This window comes from Kitasatospora sp. NPDC051705 (assembly GCF_044453265.1).
Lineage (GTDB): Bacteria > Actinomycetota > Actinomycetes > Streptomycetales > Streptomycetaceae > Kitasatospora.
In genome coordinates, this window is record NZ_JBITCO010000002.1 from 45,138 (window position 1) to 69,252 (window position 24,115).

The following is a 24,115-nucleotide window of genomic DNA, read 5'->3' on the forward strand; positions in this document are numbered from 1 at the left end:
AGGGGATGTCCCGTGCAACAGTCCGAATTCGCCGGTACCGTCGCGATGGTCACCGGAGCCGGGCAGGGCATCGGTGCCGCCGTCGCCCGGGCGCTCGCCGCCGAGGGAGCCGTCGTCGCGGCGGTGGACCGCAACCCCGGCGCGCTCGCGGCGCTCGCGGAGCACACGGCCGCCGTACACCCCTACGAGCTGGACGTCTCGGACGCCCGCGCGGTGGAGGCCGCCGTCGACGGCATCGAGCGCCGACTCGGGCCGGTGGACGTGCTGGTGAACGTCGCCGGCATCCTGCGCACCGCGCCCGCCGTCGAACTCACCGACCAGGACTGGGCGGACACCTTCGCGGTCAACACCACCGGGGTCTTCCACACCTGTCGCACCGTCGGCGGCCGGATGGCCGGCCGCGGCCGCGGCGCCGTGGTCACCGTCGGCTCCAACGCCGCCGGGGTGCCGCGGGCCGGCATGGCCGCGTACGCGGCGTCCAAGGCGGCGGCCACCATGTTCACCCGCTGTCTCGGGCTGGAGCTGGCCCGCTCCGGTGTGCGCTGCAACATCGTCTCGCCCGGCTCGACCGACACGGCGATGCAGCGGGCGCTCTGGGGCGAGGACGCCGAGGCCGCCGAACGGCGCGTCGTCGAGGGCGACCCGGGCTCCTGGCGGGTCGGCATCCCGCTCGGGCGGATCGCCGCACCAGCCGACATCGCCGAGGCCGTCGTCTTCCTCGCCTCGGACCGCGCCCGGCACATCACCATGCACGACCTGTACGTCGACGGCGGCGCCACCCTGCGGGCCTGACCCGTCGCCGGGCCCGCTCCGGGCCCGTCCTGCCCCGTTCCCCTCCTCCCCGTTCCCCCCGCTCCTCGCCCGCCGGCCGGCCGGGGGTGCCCCGGCGGCCGCTGCGGCGGCCGTCCCCGCGGTGTGCCCGGCGCCCGGGCCGCCGTGCGGGGGCAGGGGCCGGGGCCCGGCGCATCCGGCAGGCCGAGGCCCCCGGTGGCGCCGGCACGCCGGCACACCCCGACCGTCCCGACCGTCCCACGACTGGAGAAACCACGGTGACCACGGTGCACCACGCCCCCGCCGGGCCCGCCGCGCTCGCGGACCCCGCCGCCGCCCCCGCGCAGCGCCCCGACCAGGGCCCCGACCACGCGGTGATCGGCGCGGCCAGCGGTCTGCTAGGCCAGTACCGGGCCGCCACCGACGAGGCGTTCTTCGCCTCGCCGACCCGGACCCTGCTCACCACCGGCGTGCACGCCAGGGTGCCGCAGGACGGACGCCCGCTGCCCGAGCGGGTCGCCGCGACACTGGCCGAGGCGCGCCGCGCCGGGGTCGAACGGCCGCTGGTGGTCGGCGCGGTGGCCTTCGACCACGACAGCCGGGCCGAGCTCGCCGTCCCGCTGAAGGTCCGTAGAGCCGGGGCGCTGCGCGACGACCCGCTGATCGCGCTGCCCGCCCCGCCGGCCGAGCAGGTCGCCTGGCGGATCCGCCCGGTGCCCGAGCCGGCCGCGTACGGCGCGGGGGTCGCGGCGGCCGTCGAGCGGCTGCGCGGCGGGGAGCTGAGCAAGGTGGTGCTGGCCCGCACCGTCGAGCTGAGCGCCGACGGCGCCCTCGACCTGCCCGCGATCCTCCAGCGGCTCGGCCGCCGGGACCCGGGCGGCTACACCTTCGCCGTCCCGGCCGGCGGCGGCCGCACCCTGATCGGCGCCAGCCCCGAACTCCTGCTCTCCCGGCGCGGCACGACCGTGCTGGCCAACCCGTTGGCGGGCTCGGTGCCGCGCAGCGCCGACCTCGGCGAGGACGTCCGGCGCGCCGCCGCGCTGCTGGAGTCGCCCAAGGACCTGCACGAACACGCCGTGGTGGTGGACGCGATCCGCACCGCGCTGGCGCCGTACTGCCGCACCCTGGACGTACCGGACCGGCCCACCCTGGTGCGGACCGCTGCGATGTGGCACCTCGCCACCACCATCGGCGGCGAGCTGGCCGACCCGGCGGTCTCCGCCCTCGAGCTGGCCACCGCGCTGCACCCGACCCCGGCGGTCTGCGGCACCCCGACCGACGTGGCCCGGCGGGTGATCGGCGAGGTCGAGCCCTTCGACCGCGGCCTCTACACCGGCATGGTCGGCTGGAGCGACGCGGACGGCGACGGCGAGTGGGTGGTCACCATCCGCTGCGCCGAGGCCGACGAGCGGACCCTGCGGGTCTACGCGGGCGCGGGCGTCGTGGACCGCTCCCGCCCGGAGGACGAACTGGCCGAGACCAGCGCCAAGTTCCGCACCTTCCTGGACGCGGCGGGGGTGCCGCAGTGACGCTCCCGGACGGATTCACCCCGTACCCCGCCGAGTTCGCCGAGCGCTACCGGGCCGCCGGGTACTGGCGCGGCGAGACCTTCGGGCGGATGCTGCGCGAGCGGGCCGCCGAGCACGGCGAGCGCATCGCCGTCGTGGACCCGGCCGGCGCCGGGCGCCGCTGGACGTACGCCGAACTCGACCGCCGCGCCGACCGGATGGCCGCCGGGCTGCTCGCCCGGGGGATCCGCCGGGGCGACCGGGTGGTGGTCCAACTGCCCAACGTGGCCGAGTTCTTCGAGGTGGTCTTCGCGCTCTTCCGGATCGGCGCGCTGCCGGTCTTCGCGCTGCCCGCGCACCGGGCCACCGAGATCGGCCACTTCTGCTCCTTCACCGGCGCGGCCGGCTACGTCGTCCCGGCCGTCGAGAACGGCTTCGACTACCGCGAACTCGCCAGCCGGGTGCAGGCGGAGAACCCCGCGCTGCGGCTGGTCCTGGTGGCCGGGGACGACCCGGGGGAGCACCTGCGGCTCGCCGACGTGCCCTGCGACGGGCCCGACCCGACCGAGGCGCCCGGCCCGGCCGACGTCGCCTTCCTGCAGCTCTCCGGCGGCAGCACCGGCGTGCCGAAGCTCATCCCGCGCACCCACGACGACTACATCTACTCGCTGCGCGGCTCGGTCGAGCTGTGCGCCCTCGACGCGGACAGCGTCTACCTGTGCGTGCTGCCCGCCGCCCACAACTTCCCGCTCAGCTCGCCCGGTTCGCTCGGCACGCTGTACGCGGGCGGCCGGGTGGTGCTGTGCCCGCAGCCCAACCCGGAGACGGCCTTCCCGCTGATCGAGCGCGAGGGCGTGACCGTCACCGGGCTGGTGCCGCCGCTCGCCCTGCTCTGGCTGGACGCCGCCGAGCGCGGCGCGGCCGGGCCCGGCGGGAACGACCTGGACAGCCTGGAGGTGCTGCTGGTCGGCGGCGCCAAGTTCAGTGAGGAGGCCGCCCGCCGCGTGCGGCCGGTGCTCGGCTGCACCCTCCAGCAGGTGTTCGGGATGGCCGAGGGCCTGGTCAACTACACCCGTCTGGACGACCCGGACGAGCTGATCACCACCACGCAGGGCCGGCCGATCTCCCCGGACGACGAGATCCGGGTGGTCGACGACCAGGACCGCGACGTCCCCGAGGGCGCCACCGGACACCTGCTCACCCGCGGCCCGTACACCATCCGCGGCTACTGGAACGCGCCCGGGCACAACGCCGCCTCCTTCACGGCGGACGGCTTCTACCGCACCGGGGACCTCGTCCGCCGCACCCCCACCGGCCACCTGGTGGTCGAGGGGCGGGCCAAGGACCAGATCAACCGGGGCGGCGAGAAGGTCGCCGCCGAGGAGATCGAGAACCACCTGCTCGCGCACCCCGCCGTGCACGACGCGGCGGTCGTCTCGATGCCCGACCCGTACCTCGGCGAACGCACCTGCGCGTACGTCGTGCTGAGGCCCGAGCACGCCGAACGGCCGCCGAAGTCCGTCGAGTTGAAGCGCTTCGTGCGCGGACGCGGGCTCGCCGAGTACAAGGTGCCCGACCGCGTCGAGTTCGTCGACGCCTTCCCCGCCACCGGGATCGGCAAGGTCAGCAAGAAGGACCTGCGCGCCGCGATCGCGGCCGCGCTGCCTGCCCCCGCCCCCTCCATCCACCCCGTCCCCTAAGGAACCACCGCCGTGGGCCTGCCCCGCATTCCCTCCTATCCGATGCCCGCCGCCGAGGAGCTGCCCGCCAACCGGGTCGCCTGGACGGTGGACCCGGCGCGCGCCGTGCTGCTGGTGCACGACCTGCAGAACCACTTCCTGGACGCCTTCGACACCGCCGCCCCGCCCGTCCCCGAACTGTTCGGGAACGTCGCCCGGTTGGCGAAGCTGGCCGCCGTCCACGGCATGCCGGTGGTCTACTCGGCCCAGCCCGGCGGGCAGAGCCCGGCCGAACGCGGCCTCCAGCAGGACTTCTGGGGCCCCGGCATCCCGGACGACCCGCGGGCGACCGCGATCGCCGAGGCCGTCGCCCCGGCGCCGGGCGACACCGTGCTCACCAAGTGGAAGTACAGCGCCTTCGTGCGCACCGACCTGGAGCGGCTGCTGCGCGCGCAGGGCCGCGACCAGCTGGTGATCACCGGCGTCTACGCGCACATCGGGGTCCAGGCCACCGCCTGCGACGCCTGGATGCGCGACGTGCAGGCCTTCGTGGTGGCCGACGCGGTCGCCGACTTCGGCCCGCAGGAGCACCGGGCCGCACTCGCGTGGGTGGCCGGCCGCTGCGGACTGGTGACGACCGCGGACGCCGTGTCCGCGACGCTGGAAGGGAAGTGACGGGCATGGCCTTCACGGTGGAGCGGATCCGGGCCGAGGTCGCCGACCTGCTCGGGGAGGACCCGGCGGACATCCCGCTGGACGAGAACCTGGCCGACTGGGGCCTGGACTCGGTGCGGCTGATGGCGCTCGCCGAGCGCTGGCGGGCCGAGGGCGCCGAGGTCGGGTTCGTGCAGCTGGCCGAGCGCCCGGCCGTCGAGGCCTGGGCCGCGCTGCTGGGCGCGGCCTGATGGAGGCGCTCGCGGTCCAGAGAGCCGCGGGGGGAGCGGCGGGGGCGACCCCGGCGGCGGAGGCGGTGGGAGCGGTGGGGAGCGCGCCTGGGAGCGCGGCCGTGCGGCCGGCCGGCGGTGTGCTGACCCTGGCTCCGCCGTCCGGGCCCGGTGCGCCGGACCCCCGGGCGGCCCGGGCGCCGAAGCACCCGCCGACCACCGCGGTGGGGCCTGTCGAGGCCCAGGCGGCGCGGACGCCGGAGCTGCCGGCCCTGGTGATCGCGGGCGGAGCCGTCGTCACCTACCGGGAGCTGAACGCCGCGGCCAACCGGCTGGCGCGGGTCCTGACCGCGCGGGGCGCCCGCCCGGGTGCGGTGGTGGGCCTGGCGGCCGCCGGCCGGCCGGCGGACCTGCTGACCTCGCTGCTGGCGGTCGCCAAGTCCGGTGCGGCCTACCTGCCGTTGGACCCGGCGGACGCGCCCGGGCGCCGGGAGCTGCTGCTGGCCCGCACGGCGCCGGTGTGCGTACTGGGGGAGGGGGTGCCGGGGGCGCTCGCCGGGCTGGACGCGGCGGGCGAGCTCGCCACCGACCCGCCCCGGGCGCTCACCCCGCAGCACCCGCTCTGCATCGGGTTCGGGCCGGGCGGGCGACCGGAGGAGGTCCGGCTCACCCACGGCGAGGCGGACCGCCGGGTGCGCGAGCTGCAGGCCGCCCACCCGCTCGGACCGGGCGACCGGGTGCTCCAACTCGGTCTGCCGCTCTGGGAGTTCCTGTGGCCGCTGCGGACCGGCGCCGCCGTGGTGCTGGCCGATCCGCACTGGCCGGGGGACGTCGGAACCCTGGTCCGCGACCTGGGCGTGACGGCGGTCCGGGCGACCTCGACGGCACTGCTCGGCGGGTGACGGGCGGCGGGGGACAGGTGGCGGGGGGCGGATGACAGATTTCAGATGACAGATGATGAAATCTGTCATCTGAAATCTGTCGGCTGAAATCTGAAAGTTGTCAGCTGTCACCCCGCCCGTCCGCTCACCCCGCCCCTCCGCGCCGCCGCGAGGTCGGCGGCCGTCCAGGCCAGGGCGACCGCGCCGTCCAGGACCGCCCGGTCCGCCTCCGGCCCCACGGCGGCCTCGGCGAACGCGGCCTCGTGCGGGGTGCAGGCGCCGCCGGTGATGTCGAGGACGGGGTGGATGGCCGGGACCGCGTGCGACACGTTGCCCATGTCGGTGCAGGCGAAGGGTCCGCTCTCGATCGGCTCCGGCCGGCCGAGGGCCGCCGCGTTCGCCCGCCAGAGGTCGAGCAGGGCGGGGTCGGAACGCATGTCCAGGTAGTCCGGCTCGGGTCGTTCGAGCAGCACCTCGCAGCCGGTGGCGAGCGCCCCGGCCCGGAAGCAGTCCTCGACCCGGGCGCGCAGCTCCGCGAGGTCCTCGGCCGCCGGGGTGCGGATCTCGTACTCGGCGCTGGCGCTGTCCGGGATGAGGTTGGGCGCCGTGCCGGCCGCGGTGGTGATGCCGTGCACCCGCCAGTGCGGCGGGAGTTGCTGGCGCAGCAGCCCCAGGGCGACCTGGGCGACGGTCAGCGCGTCCGCGGCGTTGCGCCCCTCGTGCGGGTTGAGGCTCGGGTGGGCGGCGCGGCCGGTGTAGCGGACGGAGAGCGTGCCGAGGGCGAAGGAGCGGAAGTCGGCGACCTCGACCGGGCACGGGTGCACCATCATCGCGGCGTCCACCCCGTCGAAGGCGCCGTCGGCGAGCAGCAGTGCCTTTCCGGCGCCGCGTTCCTCGGCGGGTGCGCCGATCACCCGCACGGTGAGCCCGAGCCGGTCCGCGTACGGGGCGAGTCCGAGGGCCGCGCCGAGGCCGGCGGCGGCGATCAGGTTGTGCCCGCAGGCGTGTCCGAGGCCGGGCAGCGCGTCGTACTCGCAGACGAGGGCGACGGTGGTGGGCCCGTCGCCGAGGCTCGCGGTGAACGCGGTCGCCAGGCCGTGCGCGGGTGCGGTGACGGCGTAGCCGTGGGTGCGCAGCAGTTCGGCGCACCAGGCGGCGGCGCGGTGTTCCTCGAAGGCCGTCTCGGGGTGGGCGTGGATGCGGCGGCTGAGCGCGAGCAGCTCGTCGCGGTGGGCGTGGACGCGTGCGCGGACGGCCTCTTTGGCGTCGCTCGGGGGCATGGGCGGCGTCTCCGGGGTGTCAGGGCCGTGGCCCCGGGGGGCCGTTGACCAGATCATATGAAGTTAGATTAGGCTAACCTAAGTATGGCGTTTCGTTCGCCGGACCCCGAGGAGCTCTCCGAACCATGCCTGCCGTCGACACCCAGGCCGCCGACGTCCCGCTGCTCGCCGCCCAGGCCGCCATCTGGTACGCCCAGGCGCTCGACCCCGACAGCTCGGCCTACAACACCGGCGACGCCGTCGAGATCACCGGACTCCTCGACGAGGACCTCTTCGAGGAGTCCCTGCGGCAGGCGGTCGACGAGGCCGAGGCGCTGAGCGCCGTCGTCGTCACCGGCCCCGACGGAACGCCCCGTCAGCGGCTGAGCCCAGGCCCGCGCTGGCCGCTGCACCGCCTCGACCTGCGCGCCGCCCACGACCCGGACGCCGAGGCCGAGGCCTGGATGCGCGCGGACCTCGCCCGCCCGGCCGACCTCACCCGCGGCCCGCTGTTCACCCAGGCCCTGATCCGCCTCGCCGACGACCGGACCTGGTGGTACCGGCGGATCCACCACCTCGCCGTCGACGCCTACGCGCTGACCCTCCTCGGCGAGCGGGTCGCCGAGCTCTACACCGCGCACGCCACCGCCACCGAGCCCGCCGCGCGCCCCTTCGCGGACCTCGCCGAGGCCGCCGCCGAGGAGGCCGCCTACCGGGACGGCGAGGAGTACCCGGCCGACCGCGCCCACTGGGCCGCCCGCCTGGCCGACGCCGGCAGCCCCGCCACCCTCCCCGGCACGCCGGCCACGACCCCGGGCCCGACCCCGCCCTCAGCCACAGGCGATGACACCGCGTCACCCGCCGCACCCCCGCTGCGCCTCACCGCCGACCTGCCCGCCGGCACCCGCGACCGCCTGGAGCGGGCCGCCGCCCCCGCCCGCGCCACCTGGGCCGAACTGCTCCTCGCCGCCACCGCCGGCTACCTGCACCGGCTGGCCGGCACCGAGGACGTCGTGCTCGGCCTGCCGCTGGCCAACCGCCGCGGCCCGGCCGCCCTGCGCACCCCCGTCGCCACCGCCAACGTGCTCCCGCTGCGCGTGGCCGTCCACGCCGCCGACCCCGCCGAGGAGCTGCTGCGCCGCGTCGTCCGCGAGCTGCGCGCCGTCCGCCGCCACCAGCGCTACCCGCTCGAGGACCTGCGCCGCGACCTCGGGCGCACCGGCGACCGCCGCGCCGTGTTCGGACCGATGGTCAACATCAAGGCCTTCGAGGGCGACCTCGACCTCGCCGGACTGCCCGGCGTCGTCCGCAACCTCGCCGCCGGCCCCGTCGACGACCTCGCGGTCGGCGTGTCGCCGGCCCCCGGCGGCGCCCTGCGCCTCGTCCTGGACGCCGACCCCGCCCGCTACGACGCCGCCTCGCTCGCCGCCCACCGCGACGGCCTGCTGCGCTACCTCGACGCCCTCGCCGAGTTGCTCCTCACCGCCCCGCGGACGCCGATCGCCCGGATCGACCTGCTCGACCCGGCCGCGCTGCGCCGGGCCACCGCCGGCCGCACCGAGGCGCCGGTCGACCGGACGGTGCCCGAGCTCTTCGCCGCCCAGGCCGCCCGCACCCCGGACGCCGTCGCCGTCCGCAGCGGCCGCAGCGCGCTCACCTTCGCCGAGCTGGACGCCGCCGCCAACCGTCTCGCCCACCGCCTGGCCGCCCTGGGCGTACGGGCCGGCGCGCCCGTCGCGATCGCCCTGCCGCGCGGCACCGACACCGTGGTCGCGCTGCTCGGCGTGCTCAAGGCCGGCGGCGCCTGCGTGTCGCTCGACCTGGCCCACCCCCGCCCGCGCCTGGCGGCCGTGCTGGCCGAGGCCCGCCCGGTCTGCGCGATCGGCACCCCCGAGGCCCTGGCCGCGCTGGACCTGCCGGCCGGGCTGTCCGCCGTCCTGCCCGGCGACGCCGACGGCGAGCCCGCCTCCGCGCCGCCCGCCCCCCGGCTCCAGGACGCCGCCTACGTGCTGCACACCTCCGGCTCCACCGGCCGCCCCAAGGGTGTGCTGGTCACCCACGCCTCGCTCGCCAACCTGTGCGCGGGCCACGGCGAGGACCACATCGCCCCGGCCGTGCGCCGCACCGGCCGCGAGCGCCTCAAGGTCGCCCACAGCGCCTCGTTCGCCTTCGACGCCAGCTGGGACCCGGTGCTCTGGATGGTCCACGGCCACGAGCTGCACCTGCTCGACGACGCCACCTACCGCGACCCCGCCGTGCTGGCCGGCCACCTCCACCGCGAGCGCGTCGACTACCTCGACGTGACCCCCTCCTACCTCGAAGTCCTGCTCGCCGAAGGCATCCTGGACGACGAGTGGCACCGCCCCGCCGTCGTCGCGGTCGGCGGCGAGGCCACCCCGCCCGCGCTCTGGCGCCGGCTGACCGCCGTCCCCGGGCTGCACCCGATCGACCTCTACGGCCCGACCGAGACCACCGTCGACGCCTACGCCTGGACCCCGGGCCCGGACGGCGCCCCGGTCGGCCGGGTGGTGCGCGGCTCCCGCGCCTACGTGCTGGACGGCTCGCTGCGGCCCGCCCCCGACGGCGCCACCGGCGAACTGTACGTGGCCGGCGCCTGTCTGGCCCGCGGCTACCTCGGCTGCCCCGACCTCACCGCCGAGCGCTTCCTCGCCGACCCCTTCGGCCCGCCCGGCGCGCGGATGTACCGCACCGGCGACCTCGCCCGCCGCAGTCCGGACGGCACCCTGGAGTTCCTCGGCCGCGCCGACGACCAGGTCAAGATCCGCGGCTTCCGGATCGAGCCCGGCGAGATCGCCGCCGTCCTCGCCGAACTGCCCGGCGTCGCCCAGGCCGTGGTGATCGCCCGCCCCGGCCCGCACGGCAAGCGGCTGCTCGGCTACGCCGTCCCCGCGCCCGGCGCCGCCCCGGACCCGGACGCGCTGCGCGCCGCGCTCGCCGAGCGGCTGCCCGGGCACATGGTCCCGGCCGCCGTCCTGCTCCTCGACGAACTGCCGCGCACCGCCCACGACAAGCTCGACCACCGTGCCCTGCCGGAACCCGCCGCCGCCCTCCCGGCCGCCGGAGCACCGGCCGCCACACCCCGGGAGGAGCTGGTCTGCGGGCTGTTCGCCGACGTGCTCGGCCTGCCCGCGGCCCCCGGGCGGGACGACTCCTTCTTCGACCTCGGCGGCCACTCGCTGCTGGCCGGCCGGCTCGCCGCCCGGCTGCGCGAGACCTTCGCCACGCCCGTCGGCTTCGCCGACGTCTTCCGCCACCCGACCCCGGCCGGGCTCGCCGACCTGCTGGACGGCTCCGCCGACGCCGCCCCGGAGGCCCGCCCCGCCCTCGTCCCGGCGCCGCGCACCGAGCGGATGCCGCTCTCCGCCGCCCAGCGCGGACTCTGGTTCCTGAACCGGCTCCAGGGCCCGAGCGCCACCTACAACATCCCGCTCGCCCTGACCCTGACCGGCCCGCTCGACCGCGCCGCGCTCACCCTCGCCCTCGGCGACGTCAGCGCCCGCCACGAGGTGCTCCGCACCGTCTACGGCGAGCAGTCCGACGGCACGCCGTACCAGCGGATCCTCCCGGCCGCACCCGTCGAGCTGCACGAGGGCGGCGCGGGCGGCACGGGCGGCGCGGGCGGCACGCTCGCCGAAGCCGTCGGGCACTGCTTCGACCTCGCCGCCGAACCGCCGCTGCGGGCCACCCTGTTCGCGCACGGCCCGCAGGAGCACACCCTGCTGCTCCTGCTGCACCACATCGCCGGCGACGGCGCCTCCACCACCCCGCTGGCCCGCGACCTGGCCGCCGCCTACACCGCCCGGCTGGCCGGCCGCGCCCCGGACCTCCCGCCGCCGGCCCTGCAGTTCGCCGACCACGCGGCCTGGCAGCGGCAGCTGCTCGGCACCGCCGACCGGCCCAGCCCGCTGGCCGCCCGGCAGGCGCAGTACTGGCGCACCGCCCTGGCCGGCCTGCCCGACCAGCTGGAGCTGCCCGCGGACCGGCCGCGCCCCGCCGTCGCCGGCCACCGGGGCGCCACCGTGCCGTTCGCCCTCGACGCCGGGGCCCACACCGCCCTCGCCGCCCTCGCCCGGGCCTGCGGCGGCACCGTCTTCATGGCCGTCCAGGCCGGGCTCGCCGCCCTGCTCACCCGGCACGGCTGCGGCACCGACGTCCCCGTCGGCACCCCGGTCGCCGGGCGCGACGATCCGGCCACCGCCGACCTGGTCGGCTACTTCGTCAACTCCCTGGTCCTGCGCACCGACACCTCCGGCGACCCGACCTTCCGCGAACTGCTCGACCGGGTCCGCGGCACCGTGCTCGCCGCGCACGAGCACGCCGACCTGCCGTTCGACCGGCTCGTCGAGGAGCTCAATCCGCCCCGCTCGCTGGCCCGCCACCCCCTGTTCCAGGTGATGCTCGCCTGGCAGAGCCGACCGGACGACACCCACCCGATGGGCGGCGGCCTCACCGCCCGGATCGCCGCCGTCCCCAGCGGCACCGCCAAGTTCGACCTCACCCTCAACGCGGGCGAGCTGCCCGGCGGCGGCATCGGCGGCTTCCTGGAGTACCGCACCGACCTGTTCGACGCCGCCACCGCCGAGGCCCTCGCCGCCCGGCTCGCCCGACTGCTCACCGCCGCCGCCGGCGACCCGGACACGGCGATCGGCCGGCTCCCGCTGACCGACGAGCAGGAACGGACGCGCGCGCTGGTCGAGTGGAACGGCACTCCCGCCCCGTCCGCCCCGGACACCACCCTGCCCGAGCTGTTCGAGGCCGCGGCCGCCGCCCACCCGCACGCGGTCGCCGTCAGCCACCGCGACGAGCAGCTCGACTACGCCGAACTCGGCGCCCGCGCCGACCGGCTGGCCCGGCGGCTGATCGCCGACGGCATCGGCCCCGGCGCCATCGTCGCCCTCGCCCTGCCGCGCTCGCTCGACCTCGTCGTCGCCCTCCTCGCGGTGGCCAAGTCCGGCGCCGCCTACCTGCCGCTCGACCCCGACTACCCGGCCGACCGCCTCGCCTACATGCTGGCCGACGCCGCCCCCGCCGCCCTGCTCACCGACCGCGCCACCGAGCCCCGGCTGCCCGCCCAGGACCTGCCCCGGCTGCTCGTCGACGGACCGGACCACGGCGACCACCCGGCCACCCCGCCCGCCCAGCACGAGCGCACCCGCCCGCTGCGCCCCGAGGACACCGCCTACGTCATCTACACCTCCGGCTCCACCGGCCGGCCCAAGGGCGTGCCCGTCACCCACCACAACGTGGTGCGCCTCTTCCGCTCCACCGACCACTGGTTCGGCTTCGGCGCCGACGACGTCTGGACCCTCTTCCACTCCTACGCCTTCGACTTCTCCGTCTGGGAGCTGTGGGGAGCCCTGCTGCACGGCGGCCGGCTGGTCGTCGTCCCGCACCTGGTCAGCCGGGACCCGGCGGCCTTCCTCGACCTGCTCGCCCGCGAACGCGTCACCGTGCTCAACCAGACCCCGTCCGCCTTCTACCAGCTCAGCGCCGCCGACCGGGACCGCCCCGGCAGCGAACTCGCCCTGCGCTACGTGGTGTTCGGCGGCGAGGCGCTCGAACTCGCCCGGCTGGACGACTGGTACGACCGCCACCCCGAGCACGCGCCCACCCTGGTCAACATGTACGGCATCACCGAGACCACCGTGCACGTGTCCCACATCGCCCTCGACCGGGCGAGCGCCGCCGCCGGCAGCAGCAGCACCATCGGGGTCAACATCCCCGACCTGCGGGTCTACGTGCTCGACCAGTACCTGCAGCCCGTCCCGCCCGGCGTCACCGGCGAGATGTACGTGGCCGGGGCCGGTCTGGCCCGCGGCTACCTCGGCCGCCCCGAGCTCACCGCCGGGCGCTTCGTCGCCGACCCGTACGCCGAACTGTTCGGGGAGCGCGGCACCCGGATGTACCGCTCCGGCGACCTCGCCCGCCGCCGCGCCGACGGCGTGCTGGAGTACTTCGGCCGCGCCGACCAGCAGGTGAAGCTGCGCGGCTTCCGGATCGAACTCGGCGAGATCGAGGCCGTACTGGCCGCCCACCCCGGCATCGCCGACGCCGCCGTCGTCGTCCGCGAGGACGCGCCGGGGGACCGCCGACTGGTCGGCTACGCCGTCGCCGCCCGGTCGGCCGACCGGCCCGACCCCGCCCCGGCGGCCGTCACCCCCGAGCAGCTGCGCGCCCACGCCGCCGCCGAACTCCCCGTCCACATGGTGCCCTCCGCCGTCGTCCTGCTCGACCGGCTGCCGCTCACCGCCAACGGCAAGCTCGACCGCCGGGCCCTGCCCGCCCCCGAGGCGCCGGCCGGCGGCGGCGGACGCCCCCCGCGCAACCCGCGCGAACAGCAGCTGTGCGAGCTGTTCGCCGAGGTGCTCGGGGTGCCCTCGGTCGGCGTCGACGACGACTTCTTCGCCCTCGGCGGCCACTCGCTGCTGGTCGTCCGCCTCGCCGGGCGGATCCGCGAGGTGCTCGGACTGGAGGCCGGCATCGGCACCCTGTTCCAGGCACCCACCGTCGCCGCCCTCGACGCGGCCCTGTCCGGCGGCGCCCGGCAGGCCGACGCCCTCGACGTGCTGCTGCCGCTGCGCCCCGCCGCGCCCGGCCGCCGAACCCCGCTGTTCGCCGTCCACCCGGCCGGCGGCCTCAGCTGGTGCTACACCGGCCTGATCCGCCACCTGCCCGCCGACCAGCCGATCTACGGCCTCCAGGCCCAGGGCGTCGGCGCCGCCACCGCCGGCCTGCCGCTGCCGGGCACCCTGGAGGAGCTGGCCGCGCACTACGCCGACCGGCTGCGCGAGGTCCAGCCCGAGGGCCCCTACCGGCTGCTCGGCTGGTCCACCGGCGGGATCATCGCCCACGCCGTCGCCGTCCGGCTGCAGGAACTCGGCCACCGCGTCGACCTGCTGGCCATCCTGGACGCCTACCCCGCCGAGGGCTTCCGCGACCTGCCCGTCCCCGACCAGGCCGAGGCCCTGGAGGCGCTGCTCACCATGGGCGGCTACGGCCCCGCCGACCTGGACGGCCGGCCGCTCGAACTCGGCGCCGTCACCGAACTGCTGCGCCGCGAGGGCAGCCCGCTGGCCGGGCTCGACGACGCCACCGTGGCCGCGCTGAACCGGATCTACCTCAACACCAACGACCTGGTCCGCGGCTACGACCACCGCCGTTTCGACGGGGACGTGCTGTTCTTCCGGGCCACCGTCGACACCATCGACGAGACCCTCGTCCCCGAGCTGTGGACCCCGTACGTGTCCGGCCGGATCGACAACACGGACGTCGCCTGCTCGCACAAGGACATGACCCTGCCCGCCCCGATCGCGCACATCGCCCGCGTGATCTCCGACCACCTGGAGAAGTCCTCCGATGAGTGACGCCCCCACCAACCCCTTCGACGCCGACGGCCGGTTCCTCGCGCTGGTCAACGACCAGGGCCAGCACTCGCTGTGGCCCGCGTTCGCCGCCGTCCCGGCCGGCTGGGACGTCTCCCACGGGCCCTGCGGGCGCGCCGACGCGCTCGCCTGGATCACCGCCCACTGGACCGACCTGTGACCCCTCCCGCCGCCGGGGCCCCGGCGCGCCCCCTCCTCGCGGGGCGCGCCGCGGTGGTCGTCGTCTACACCGCCGCGATGTGCATGAACGGCCTGGACTCGACCATCGTCAACCCCGCGCTGTTCACCATCGCCGAGGACTTCGGCCGGCCGGTCTCGGCGGCCAACGCCGTGGAGACGGCCTTCCTGGTCGGACTCGCCGTCGGCCTGCCGGTCGCCGGCTGGCTCGGCGACCGGTACGGCGTCAAGCGGGTCTTCCTCGGCTCGCTGGCCGCCTTCACCCTCGCCTCCGCACTCTGCGCCGCCGCTCCCGGCCTCGGCGCGCTCGCCGCCGCGCGGGCCGTCCAGGGCGTGGCCGGCGGGCTGCTCACGCCGGTCGGGATGACCCTGCTGTTCCGGGCGTTCGCCCCGCACGAGCGGGCCGGCCTCGGCCGCGTGCTGATCGTGCCCACGGCCCTGATGCCCGCCCTCGGGCCGCCGCTCGGCGGCTTCCTCACCGAACACCTCTCCTGGCACTGGCTGTTCCTGGTCAACGTGCCGATCGGGGTCGCGGCGCTGGTCACCGGCCTGGCCGGCCTGCGGGCCGAGGCCGAGCCGCCCGCCGGCCACTTCGACACCACCGGATTCCTGCTCGCCACCCCCGGCCTCGGGCTGCTCAGTTACGCGCTCGGCTTCGGCCCGGCGCACGGCTGGTCCTCGCCGGGCGTGGCGTTCGGCGGACTGGCCGGACTGCTGCTGCTCGGCGCGGCGGTGCGCCACCAACTCCGGGCCGAGGAACCGCTGGTGGACGTGCGGCTGCTCGCCGACCGGGCCTACGGCGCCGCCACCTGGCTCGCCCTGCTCACCTCGGCCGGCCTGATGGGCGCCCTGTTCGCGCTCCCGCTGCTCTACCAGGCGGCGCTCGGGGCCTCGGCGCTGGACGCCGGCCTGAGCGTCTTCCCGGAGGCGCTCGGCCTGATGGCCGCCTCCCAGGTCGTCGACCGCCTGCTGCCGCGGTTCGGTCCGCGCCGCCTCGCCCGGCCCGCCCTGCTGCTGGCCGCGCTCGTGCTGGCCGCCCTGGGCTTCGCCGAGAACCCGTGGGCGGTGCGGGCGCTGATGTTCGCGGTCGGGCTGGTCCTCGGCACCGCCGTGCTCACCGTCCAGATCGCCGGCTTCGCCGACGTCCCGCCGCCCGCGATGGGCCGGGCGATGGGCCTGTTCACCATCGTCCGCACGCTGGGCGGGGCTCTGGGGATCGCCGCCGCGGCCGCCGTGATCGGGGCCCTCGGTGACGACGCCGGCTCGGCGGGCCCCTACCGGGTCGCCCTTCTGGGCACCGCCGGCCTGGTCGCGGTCGGCGTCCTCGTCGCGCAGCGCCTCCCGGTGGAGCCGCCGGCCCCGCCGCCCCCGGAGGACTGACCGGGGCCCGGGGGCGGCGCTGACCGGCGCCGCCCCCGTCTGCCCGCCCGCCCGAGGGGCGGGTTCAGTCGCTGGGCCAGAGGATCAGGTCGGCGAGCGCGTGGCGGGTGGGGCGGCCGCCGAGTTCGGTGAGGGCGGCGCGGATCCGGTGCAGGTGGTCGACGGTCAGTTCGAGCGGCGGCTCGTCGGGCTGGTGGGTGTAGCGGATCGGGTAGTCGACGCCGGGGGTGCGGGTCATCTCGATGTGGCAGCCGAGCACGTGCGTCACCGGTCGCCGTTCGGCGAAGGCGATCAGCCGGTCGATGGTCCTGGTGAAGGCCGGCCAGTCGTCGATGTAGAGCCGGCCGGGGTAGACCGTGTCCCCGGTGAGCAGGAAGCCGGTGTGCGGGTCGTGGAAGGTGACGGCCGCCGGGTGGTGTCCCGGGGTGGCCAGGCACTCCAGGACCCGGCCGCCGAGGTCGACGAGGGCCACCGCCTCCGGGTCGCGGTCGAAGCCGAAGTGGGCCCAGGCGGTGGCCGGGTCCGCCGCGACCACGGTGGTGAGGGGCCGCCCGGTGAACTGTCCGTCGCCGGCGACGTGGTCGCCGTGCGGGTGGGTGTGCAGCACGAGCAGCCGGTAGCCGTCGCGGGGGTTGCGGGCGAGCCATGCGTCGATCAGCCCGTCGACGACCGTGCGCAGCGGGAAGAACGCGGGTTCCGGGGTCGCCCCGGTGTCGATGAGCACCGCCCGCTCGTCCCCGAAGAGCAGGAACAGGAACGGCGCCTCGTAGTTGACCGCCATGTTCTGCCGCAGGATGACGGTGTGCTCGTCGTACTCGTAGACCTGGATCTCCGGGTCCGTGTCGTGCTTCGCCGACGGGGACCCGTGGATCCACCGCACGTCCAGCGGACGGGCGACCGGGGTACCGGCAGCCATGACGCCTCCCAGCGTGCGTCGTCTTGGCGGGCCGGGTACGGCGCACATCTCGTCCGGGGCCGGCGCCGACGCGCCGCCACGGGGACGCTAGCACGCGCCCGCGGCGGCGGTCCGGCCCCGCGGGGGCCGGTGCGGTGAGGGGCCGGTGTCGAGGGGCCGGAGTCGTGAGCGGCCGGTGTCATGAGCCGGTGTCGTGAGGGCCCGGTGCCGCGAGGGGGCGCCTCCCGCCGGGCCCTCAGCCGGTCGGGCCGCCGAGCAGGTGCGCCAGCCCGTCGGCCAGGCCGCCGCGCCAGCAGGCGTAGTCGTGGCCGCCGTTGAACTCCCGGTACTCGAGGTCGTACCCGCGCGCCACGAGGACGTCGCGCAGGTGCCGGTTCTGGGTGAGCAGCATCCACTCCTGGAGGCCGACCTCCAGGTAGAAGCGGGCCGGGCGCCGCTCGTCGGCGGCGAAGCGGCGGGTGAGCCACTCGCTCCCCTCGTCGAAGTCGGTGCCGTCCGGCCACCAGAAGGAGCCGGACTGGGAGAGCGCGTTGCCGAACCGGTCCGGGCGGCGGTAGGCGGCGAACGCGGCGGTGAGTCCGCCCGCGCTCTGGCCGGCGATGACGGTGGCGGCCGGGTCGGTGGTGGCGCCGAACCGCTCGGCGGCCCAGGGCAGCAGCCGGTCGGCGAGGAGGTCGACGAACTCCGGGTTGCAGCTGAGGTCCTCGGGCCGGCCGGGGCCCATGGTGTGGACGAGCAGCGCGACGGTGGGCGGGATCGCCCCGTCGGCCGTGAGGTTGTCGAGGGTGTCGCCGACGGACAGCACCTCGCCCCACATCTCCCCGTCGAGCAGCACCGCCACCGGATGCGGGCCGGCCCCGTGCCCCGCGGGCAGGTGGACGTCGACCCGCCGGCCGGCGTGCTCGGCGGCGACGGTGCGGCCGCGCGGCACGCCGTCGCGGCGCCGGACGTACGGCTGGGCGGGGGCGCCGGGGAGGCTGAGCACGGAGGAGGGGTGGCGCCCGTCGCGGGCGGGCAGCCGGGGCTGCTCGTCGAGCGGGTCCGGCCGGGCGTGGTCGAGGACGTGCAGCCAGTCGGCCCGGGCGGTGCCGGGGGCGGCGCCGCGGTAGGGGTGGAGCTGGTAGGAGGCGCGGTGGTCGGCGCGCAGCCGGTAGGTGATGGTCCAGCGGCCGTCGGCCGTACGGTCCATCAGGTGCGGGGTGAGGTCGCCGGCGTGGCGGTCCTTGTCGGTGACGGTGTGCAGGAGGGCGAGCACGCCGTCGCAGGGCTGGTCCGGCTCGGGCTCGTGGACGAAGGTGACCAGCCGGTACGCGGGGTCGTGCGGGTCGGGTTCGACCAGGGGGTGGGGTTCCACGGGCAGCACTCCGGGACTCGGTGGCGGGAAGGGCGGGGCCGGCAAGAGAAAGGTGGGGCAGGGGCAGGGGACGGGGACGGGCGACGGGACGGGGGCTACGCCGGGTCGCCGCGGCGGCCGAGCAGCACCCACAGCAGGAAGGGCCCGCCCAGGACGGTGGTGACGATGCCGACCGGGATCTCGACCCCGCCGATCAGCACCCGGCCGAGGGTGTCGGCGAGGACGACGAGCAGGGCGCCGGTGAGCGCCGAGCCGAGCACGGGCACCCGGGCGGGCCCGGCGAGGCGCCCGGCGAGGACGGGCGCGGCGAGGGCGACGAAGCCGACCGGTCCGCAGACGCCGACGGCCAGCCCGGCCAGGGCGACGGCCAGCAGCAGGCAGGCGAGCCGGACCCGCCCCGGGTCGACGCCGAGCGAGGCGGCGACGCTGTCGTCGAACCGCAGCACGGCGAGCCGCCGGGCCACCACGAGGGCGAGCGGCACCAGGACGGCCAGCCCGAGCAGGACGGGCGTGGCGACGGCGTAGTCCCGGCCGTTGAGGCTGCCGGAGGTCCAGACGTACAGCGATCCGGCCGAGTTGAGCGAGCGCCGGGCGAGGGCGACCTGGATGACGGCGGAGGCCAGGGCGGACATCGCGAGGCCGACGACCAGCACCCGGTAGCCGCGGGCGCCGAGGCCGCCGGAGACCAGGGCGACGACGAGGACGGCGACGAGGGCGCCCAGCGGCCCGGCCCACCAGGCGCCGAAGGTGCCGGAGGCGGTGGCGGAGATGAGCACGGCGGCGGTGGCGCCGTCGTTGACGCCGAGCAGTTCGGGGGTGGCGAGCCGGTTGCGGGCGAGGGTCTGGGTGAGGCACCCGGCGAGGCCGAGGGCGGCGCCGGCGGCGAGTCCGGCGACGATCCGGCCGAGCCGGAACCTCTGGACCAGCAGCACGTCGAGCCGCTCGCCGTAGCCGAAGACGGCCTGGAAGGTGCGGCCGAGGCCGAGTTCGCTCTGCCCGGCGTGGGCGGAGACGACGACGGCGGTCAGCAGGGCGGCTGCCAGGCCGAGCGCGGCGAGCAGCGACCGGCGGGGGAGCAGCAGGGACCACGCCCCGCGGCGCAGCACCAGGTCGGGTGCGGGCGCGGGCGGTTCGGCCTGCCGGGGGCGGGCGGCCTCGGCCGGGTCGGTGAGGTCGAGGGCGGCCGTGCGGCGGGAGCGGACGATGGCGATCAGCGCCGGGGCGCCGACCAGGGCGACGATGACCGACACCGGCGCCTCGAAGGGCCTGGCCACCACGCGGGCCAGCACGTCCGCCCCGGTGAGCGCGGCGGCGCCGAACAGCGCGGCGAACAGGGTGAGCCGTCCGACCCGGGGCCCGGCGACGGCGCGGGCGAGGAAGCCGGCGAGCAGGCCGAGGAAGGAGATCGGCCCGGCCAGCGCGACGGCCGAGGCGGTGAGCAGGGTGACGGCGATGGCGACGGTGGCACGGGTGGCGCCGGGCCGGTGGCCGAGGCCGCGGGCGAGGTCGTCGCCGAGGGCGAGCGCGGTGAGCGGGCGGGTGGCGAGCAGGGCGAGGAGGAAGCCGGCGGCGAGGACGGGCGCGAGCTGGCGCAGGGTCGCCCAGCCCTCCACGCCGGCGAGTGAGCCGAGCACCCAGACCCGGTACCGGTCGTACGTCTCGGGGGAGTTGACGATCAGCACGCCGGTGAGTCCACCGAAGGTGGCGCCGACCGCGGACCCGCCGAGGACCAGCCGCATCGGTGATCCGCCGCCCCGGGCGCCGGCGATGAGCAGCACCAGCGTGCTGGCTAGGACGGCGCCGCCGAAGGCGCAGGCCAGGTAGCCGTAGGAGGTCTGGACGCCGAGGGCGGCGATGCCGAGCACGACGCCGAGGGAGGCACCGGCGTTGACGCCGAGCAGTCCGGTCTCGGCGAGCGGGTTGCGGGTGACGGACTGCAGTTGGGCCCCGGCGACGCCGAGGGCGGCGCCGACCAGCAGCGCGGTGGCGGTGCGGGGGAGTCGCAGGTCGCCGACGACGAGGGCGAGCCGGCCGTCGCCGCGGGCGCCGCCGCGGTCGAGCAGGTAGTCCAGCACCCGCCCGGCGCCGACCTCGCCGGCGCCGACCGACAGCGAGAGCGCGGCCAGCGCGAGCAGGGCGGCCACCGCGCCGAGGGCGATCGGCCAGACGGGCCGGCGGCGGTCGTCCGCCTGCTCCGGCGCAGGCGCCGGCTCAGGCTCCGGCGGCCGGGGTGGCGGCGGGGCGTCGGGTGCGGTGCGGGACGCCGTGGGTTCGCCCACTTGCGACGATGTCATAAGGTAAGGCTAACCTAATGGTCGTACCGTCCTGTGGGGCGCCGCCGGGGCACCGTCACCGCGCCGATCCGTCCGGACGCCGTTCAACTCCCGCAACACCGCTGCCCGGAGGCACCCATGCCGTTTGCCCAGAGCCCGCTCCCCGCCGTCCGCCGCCGTGCGGTCCAGGTGCTGGCCGTCACCGGGGCCGCCGCCCTCCTGCTCGCCGGGTGCGGTTCCTCCGGCTCCTCCGCCCCCGCCGCGGGCGGGTCGTCCGCCGCCGGCAGTGCCGCCCCGGACCAGGCCGGCGGCAAGCGGACCGTCAAGGACGCCACCGGCAAGGCCGTCGAGATCCCCGCCTCGCCCCAGCGGATCGTCACCCTCACCCAGGAGGACCTCGACGCGGTGCTCGCCCTCGGCGTCAAGCCGGCCGGCATCACCAACGGCCAGGGGCTCAACGAGCCGCCGGCGTACCTCAAGGACAAGGTCCAGGGCGTGCCGGTGGTCGGCAACCTGCTCCAGCCCGTCATGGACAAGGTCATCGCGGCCAAGCCCGACCTCATCCTGGCCGGCGACATGCAGGACGAGCAGGTGCTCAAGCAGCTGCGCGAGATCACCCCCGCCACGCTCGTCACCATGGCGCCCACCGACGACTGGAAGCTCGCCTTCCGCGGGATCGGGAACGCCGTCAACAAGCTGGACCAGGCCAACAAGGTGATCGCCGACTACGAGGCCAAGGCGGCCAAGGCCGGCGGTGAGCTCGGCAAGAACAAGGGCGCGGCGGTCTCCATCGTCCGCTGGAACCCGACCGGGCCCAGCTGGATGGAGCGCAGGCAGTTCGCCGGCGGCGTCGCCCTCGACATGGGCCTCACCCGCCCCAAGGCGCAGGACAAGGACGGCAACGCCCACAGCCCCGCGCTCAGCCTGGAGAAGCTCGCCGAGATCGACGGCGACTGGCTGTTCCTCTCCACCCTCACCGACGACGGCAAGGCCGCGCTCAAGGACGTCCAGTCCAAGCCCGCCTACCAGGAGCTGAACGCCGTGAAGAACAACCACGCCGTCACCGTGGACGGTTCGGTCTGGTCCACCCGCGGCGGCCCGCTCGCGGCCGACGTCGTCATCGGCGACATCTCCAAGGCGCTCGCCTCGTCCTGACCCGCCTCGTCCTGACCCGCCTCGTCCTGACCCGCCTCGTCCCGACCCGGCCGTCCTGGCCCGGCCGTCCCGATGGGCTCCGTCCCGACGGGCCCGCCCCGACGAGGCCCGTGCCGGGAGCCCCGCGGCTCCCGGCACCCTCCCCGACCGAAGGAACCCGCGATGGAGTTGACGATCCAGGGCCTCACCGCCGGTTACGGCCCGGGCCGCCCGGTGCTCGACGGCGTCGACCTCACGATCCCGGCCGGCCGGGTGGTCGCCGTGGTCGGCCCGAACGGCTGCGGGAAGTCCACCCTGCTGAGGGCCGCCGCCCGGCTGCACCGGCCCGACGGCGGGCGGGTCCTGGTCGGCGGGGAGGACCTCTGGCGGCTGCGGCCCCGGCAGGCCGCGCACCGGGTCGCGCTGCTCCCGCAGAGCCCGCAGGCCCCCGAGGCGGTCACCGTCACCGGGCTGGTCCGCTACGGCCGGCACCCGCACCAGGGGCTGTTCCGCCAGTGGTCGGCCGAGGACGAGCGGCTCACCGCGCGGGCGCTGCGCGCCACCGGCGTCGAGGAGCTCGCCGACCGCCGGCTCGACCGCCTCTCCGGTGGCCAGCGGCAGCGCTGCTGGCTCGCCATGGTGCTGGCCCAGGACGCGCCCGTGGTGCTGCTCGACGAGCCCACCAGCGCGCTCGACCTCGGCCACGCCGTCGAGGTGCTGGAGCTGGTGCGCGAGGTCGCGGCCGGCGGGCGGACCGTCGTCATGGTGCTGCACGACCTGGCGGCGGCCGCCCGCTACGCCGACCTGGTGGTCGCCCTGCGGGGCGGCTCGGTGGTGGCCTGCGGCCCGCCCCGCGAGGTGGTCGACGCGTCGCTGGTGCGGGCGCTGTACGACATCGACAGCGACGTACTGGCCGCGCCGGGCGACGGCGCGCCGGTGATCGTCCCGCGGGCGCTGGCGACCGCCCTGCGGGTCGCGGCGGACTGACGGCTGACGGGCGGTCGGCGCCGCACCGGCCCGCCCGTTGCCGGCCGCCGTCCACCACCGGCTGCCTGCGGCGGGTTGCGGGGGCGGGCCCGGGCCGGTGTGGTGTGCTGGGGCACCCCCGCGCCGAAGCGCCCGACGTCCACGGAGGCCTCCCCGTGCACCCCCGCCGACTCGCCGCCGTCCTGCTGGCCCTGCTGCTGCCGACCGCCTGCTCCTCCACCGCGCCGGCCCCCGCCGGCTCCGGCTCGCCCACCGCGGGCGGTCCGGTGGTGCGGGCCACCGTCGCCGACGGCCTGCCGGTGCCCTGGGGCCTGGCCCTGCTGCCCGACGGCGACCTGCTCGTCTCCGAACGGGACGCCGGGCGGATCGTCCTGGTCGCCGCGGCCGGCGGCGCCACGACCGAGGCCGGCACCGTGCCCGGGGTGACCGCCGGGGGAGAGGGCGGACTGCTCGGCATCGCGACGTCCCCCGACTTCGCCGCCGACCACCTCCTCTACGCCTACCACAGCACCGCCACCGACAACCGGATCGTCCGGCTGCGCTACGACCCGGAGCAGCCCGCAGGCGCCCGGCTCGGCGCCCCCGACGTCCTGCTGGCCGGCATCCCGCGCGGCCCGCGGCACAACGGCGGCCGGATCGCCTTCGGCCCGGACGGGTTGCTCTACGCCACCACCGGCGACAGCGGCACTCCCGCGCTGGCCCAGGACAAGGGCTCGCTCGGCGGCAAGATCCTGCGGCTCACCCCCGACGGCGCACCCGCCCCGGGCAACCCGTTCCCCGACTCGCCCGTCTACTCCTACGGCCACCGCAACGTCGAGGGCATCGCCTGGGACGACGGCGGCCGGCTCTGGGCCACCGAGTTCGGCGAGGACACCTGGGACGAGCTCAACCTGATCCGCCCCGGCGGTGACTACGGCTGGCCCGCCGTCGAGGGCGTCGGCCACGACCCCGCCTACCTCGACCCGGTCGTCGAGTGGCACCCGGCCGACGCCTCCCCGAGCGGCCTCGCCTACGCCGACGGCGCGCTGTGGGTGGCCGCCCTGCGCGGCAACCGGCTGTGGCGCGTCCCGATCACCGGCGACCGGCTCGCCGGGCCGCCGCAGGGCTTCCTCGACGGGGACTACGGGCGGCTGCGCACCGTCGTCGCCGACCGGGACGGCAGCCTCCTGCTGGCCACCGACAACACCGACGGCCGCGGCGAGCCCCGCCCGGGCGACGACCGGGTCCTGCGGCTGTCGCCGTCGCCGTAGCGGGTGCTGACGCCGCTGTCGCTGTCGCGTCGCCGCCGCCGCTGTCGCCGCTGTCGCCGCCGTCGCCGCCGTGGCGGCCGGGGGACGCCGGGCGGCCGGGGCCGGCAACCGGTCGCTCCCGCGGGGCCAGTGACCCCGGGTCCCCGGCCGCCCGTTCACTCGTTCGACGGGTTTGGGGGTCGTGGGCCGCCGTACGGGCACCCCCTCCGCGGTGGTGTGTCAGTGGGCCTCGCTACGTTCCTCGCATCGCTGACCAGCA

General features: G+C 76.8%; 16 protein-coding genes and 1 riboswitch. Of the genes, 12 read left to right on the forward strand and 4 right to left on the reverse strand.

Features of this window, described 5'->3' with window-relative positions:
* Positions 1–45: 45 nt before the first annotated feature.
* The 6 genes from ACIA8Q_RS02905 to ACIA8Q_RS02930 all read left to right on the forward strand — a co-directional run bounded on the left by ACIA8Q_RS02905 (position 46) and on the right by ACIA8Q_RS02930 (position 5,744).
* A complete protein-coding gene (locus tag ACIA8Q_RS02905) occupies positions 46–792 on the forward strand; it encodes a 2,3-dihydro-2,3-dihydroxybenzoate dehydrogenase (protein ID WP_387897481.1) in 747 nt (248 codons plus the stop codon).
* A 353-nt stretch (positions 793–1,145) separates the two neighbouring features.
* The gene (gene dhbC / locus ACIA8Q_RS02910) at positions 1,146–2,300 is read left to right on the forward strand and encodes an isochorismate synthase DhbC (protein ID WP_360205452.1); all 1,155 of its coding nucleotides are present in this window, start codon (positions 1,146–1,148) and stop codon (positions 2,298–2,300) included.
* The gene (locus ACIA8Q_RS02915) at positions 2,297–3,979 is read left to right on the forward strand and encodes a (2,3-dihydroxybenzoyl)adenylate synthase (RefSeq protein WP_396316673.1); all 1,683 of its coding nucleotides are present in this window, start codon (positions 2,297–2,299) and stop codon (positions 3,977–3,979) included. Before dhbC ends, ACIA8Q_RS02915 begins: the two co-directional genes overlap by 4 nt.
* Before the next feature lie 12 nt (positions 3,980–3,991).
* Positions 3,992–4,633 (forward strand): isochorismatase family protein, encoded by a 642-nt coding sequence (locus ACIA8Q_RS02920; RefSeq protein WP_396316674.1) that lies wholly within the window; start codon positions 3,992–3,994, stop codon positions 4,631–4,633.
* 5 nt (positions 4,634–4,638) lie between these two features.
* Entirely contained in the window at positions 4,639–4,863 is a 225-nt protein-coding gene (locus ACIA8Q_RS02925) for a phosphopantetheine-binding protein (RefSeq protein WP_360205138.1), read from the forward strand.
* Positions 4,864–5,066: 203 nt separating this feature from the next.
* Positions 5,067–5,744, forward strand: coding sequence for an AMP-binding protein (locus tag ACIA8Q_RS02930; RefSeq protein WP_396316675.1), 678 nt, complete (start codon positions 5,067–5,069; stop codon positions 5,742–5,744).
* A gap of 107 nt (positions 5,745–5,851) precedes the next feature.
* Here the strand turns inward: ACIA8Q_RS02930 and ACIA8Q_RS02935 are convergent, their stop codons facing one another.
* Positions 5,852–7,003: a M20 family metallopeptidase gene (locus ACIA8Q_RS02935; RefSeq protein ID WP_360205142.1), complete on the reverse strand. Its 1,152-nt coding sequence runs from the start codon at positions 7,001–7,003 to the stop codon at positions 5,852–5,854.
* A gap of 125 nt (positions 7,004–7,128) precedes the next feature.
* Between ACIA8Q_RS02935 and ACIA8Q_RS02940 the strand changes: the two genes are divergently transcribed.
* Genes ACIA8Q_RS02940 through ACIA8Q_RS02950 form a run of 3 tightly spaced genes read left to right on the forward strand, consistent with a single transcriptional unit; the run spans position 7,129 to position 15,942 of the window.
* Complete coding sequence (locus tag ACIA8Q_RS02940; RefSeq protein WP_396316676.1) at positions 7,129–14,367, forward strand: amino acid adenylation domain-containing protein; 7,239 nt, start codon at positions 7,129–7,131, stop codon at positions 14,365–14,367.
* Positions 14,360–14,545: an MbtH family protein gene (locus ACIA8Q_RS02945; protein ID WP_360205147.1), complete on the forward strand. Its 186-nt coding sequence runs from the start codon at positions 14,360–14,362 to the stop codon at positions 14,543–14,545. The genes ACIA8Q_RS02940 and ACIA8Q_RS02945 overlap by 8 nt, the downstream gene beginning before the upstream one ends.
* On the forward strand, positions 14,542–15,942 hold the full coding sequence (locus tag ACIA8Q_RS02950; RefSeq protein WP_396316677.1) for a DHA2 family efflux MFS transporter permease subunit: 1,401 nt from the start codon (positions 14,542–14,544) through the stop codon (positions 15,940–15,942). Before ACIA8Q_RS02945 ends, ACIA8Q_RS02950 begins: the two co-directional genes overlap by 4 nt.
* Positions 15,943–16,006: 64 nt before the next feature.
* Here the strand turns inward: ACIA8Q_RS02950 and ACIA8Q_RS02955 are convergent, their stop codons facing one another.
* The 3 genes from ACIA8Q_RS02955 to fhuB all read right to left on the reverse strand — a co-directional run bounded on the left by ACIA8Q_RS02955 (position 16,007) and on the right by fhuB (position 20,506).
* Positions 16,007–16,858 carry an MBL fold metallo-hydrolase gene (locus tag ACIA8Q_RS02955; protein ID WP_360205152.1) on the reverse strand — a complete coding sequence of 284 codons (852 nt, stop codon included), beginning with the start codon at positions 16,856–16,858 and terminating at the stop codon, positions 16,007–16,009.
* Between the two features lie 12 nt (positions 16,859–16,870).
* Positions 16,871–16,938, reverse strand: a riboswitch (guanidine-III (ykkC-III) riboswitch).
* A 155-nt stretch (positions 16,939–17,093) separates the two neighbouring features.
* Positions 17,094–18,212: an enterochelin esterase gene (fes, locus tag ACIA8Q_RS02960; protein ID WP_396316678.1), complete on the reverse strand. Its 1,119-nt coding sequence runs from the start codon at positions 18,210–18,212 to the stop codon at positions 17,094–17,096.
* 95 nt (positions 18,213–18,307) lie between these two features.
* A complete protein-coding gene (fhuB, locus tag ACIA8Q_RS02965) occupies positions 18,308–20,506 on the reverse strand; it encodes a Fe(3+)-hydroxamate ABC transporter permease FhuB (RefSeq protein WP_396316679.1) in 2,199 nt (732 codons plus the stop codon).
* Positions 20,507–20,623: 117 nt separating this feature from the next.
* Here fhuB and ACIA8Q_RS02970 point away from each other — a divergent pair, with 117 nt between their 5' ends.
* From ACIA8Q_RS02970 to ACIA8Q_RS02980, 3 genes are all read left to right on the forward strand, one after another.
* Entirely contained in the window at positions 20,624–21,640 is a 1,017-nt protein-coding gene (locus tag ACIA8Q_RS02970) for an ABC transporter substrate-binding protein (RefSeq protein WP_396316680.1), read from the forward strand.
* A gap of 162 nt (positions 21,641–21,802) precedes the next feature.
* Positions 21,803–22,606 (forward strand): ABC transporter ATP-binding protein, encoded by an 804-nt coding sequence (locus ACIA8Q_RS02975; RefSeq protein WP_396316681.1) that lies wholly within the window; start codon positions 21,803–21,805, stop codon positions 22,604–22,606.
* Between the two features lie 155 nt (positions 22,607–22,761).
* Entirely contained in the window at positions 22,762–23,856 is a 1,095-nt protein-coding gene (locus ACIA8Q_RS02980; RefSeq protein WP_396316682.1) for a PQQ-dependent sugar dehydrogenase, read from the forward strand.
* Positions 23,857–24,115: the final 259 nt, after the last annotated feature.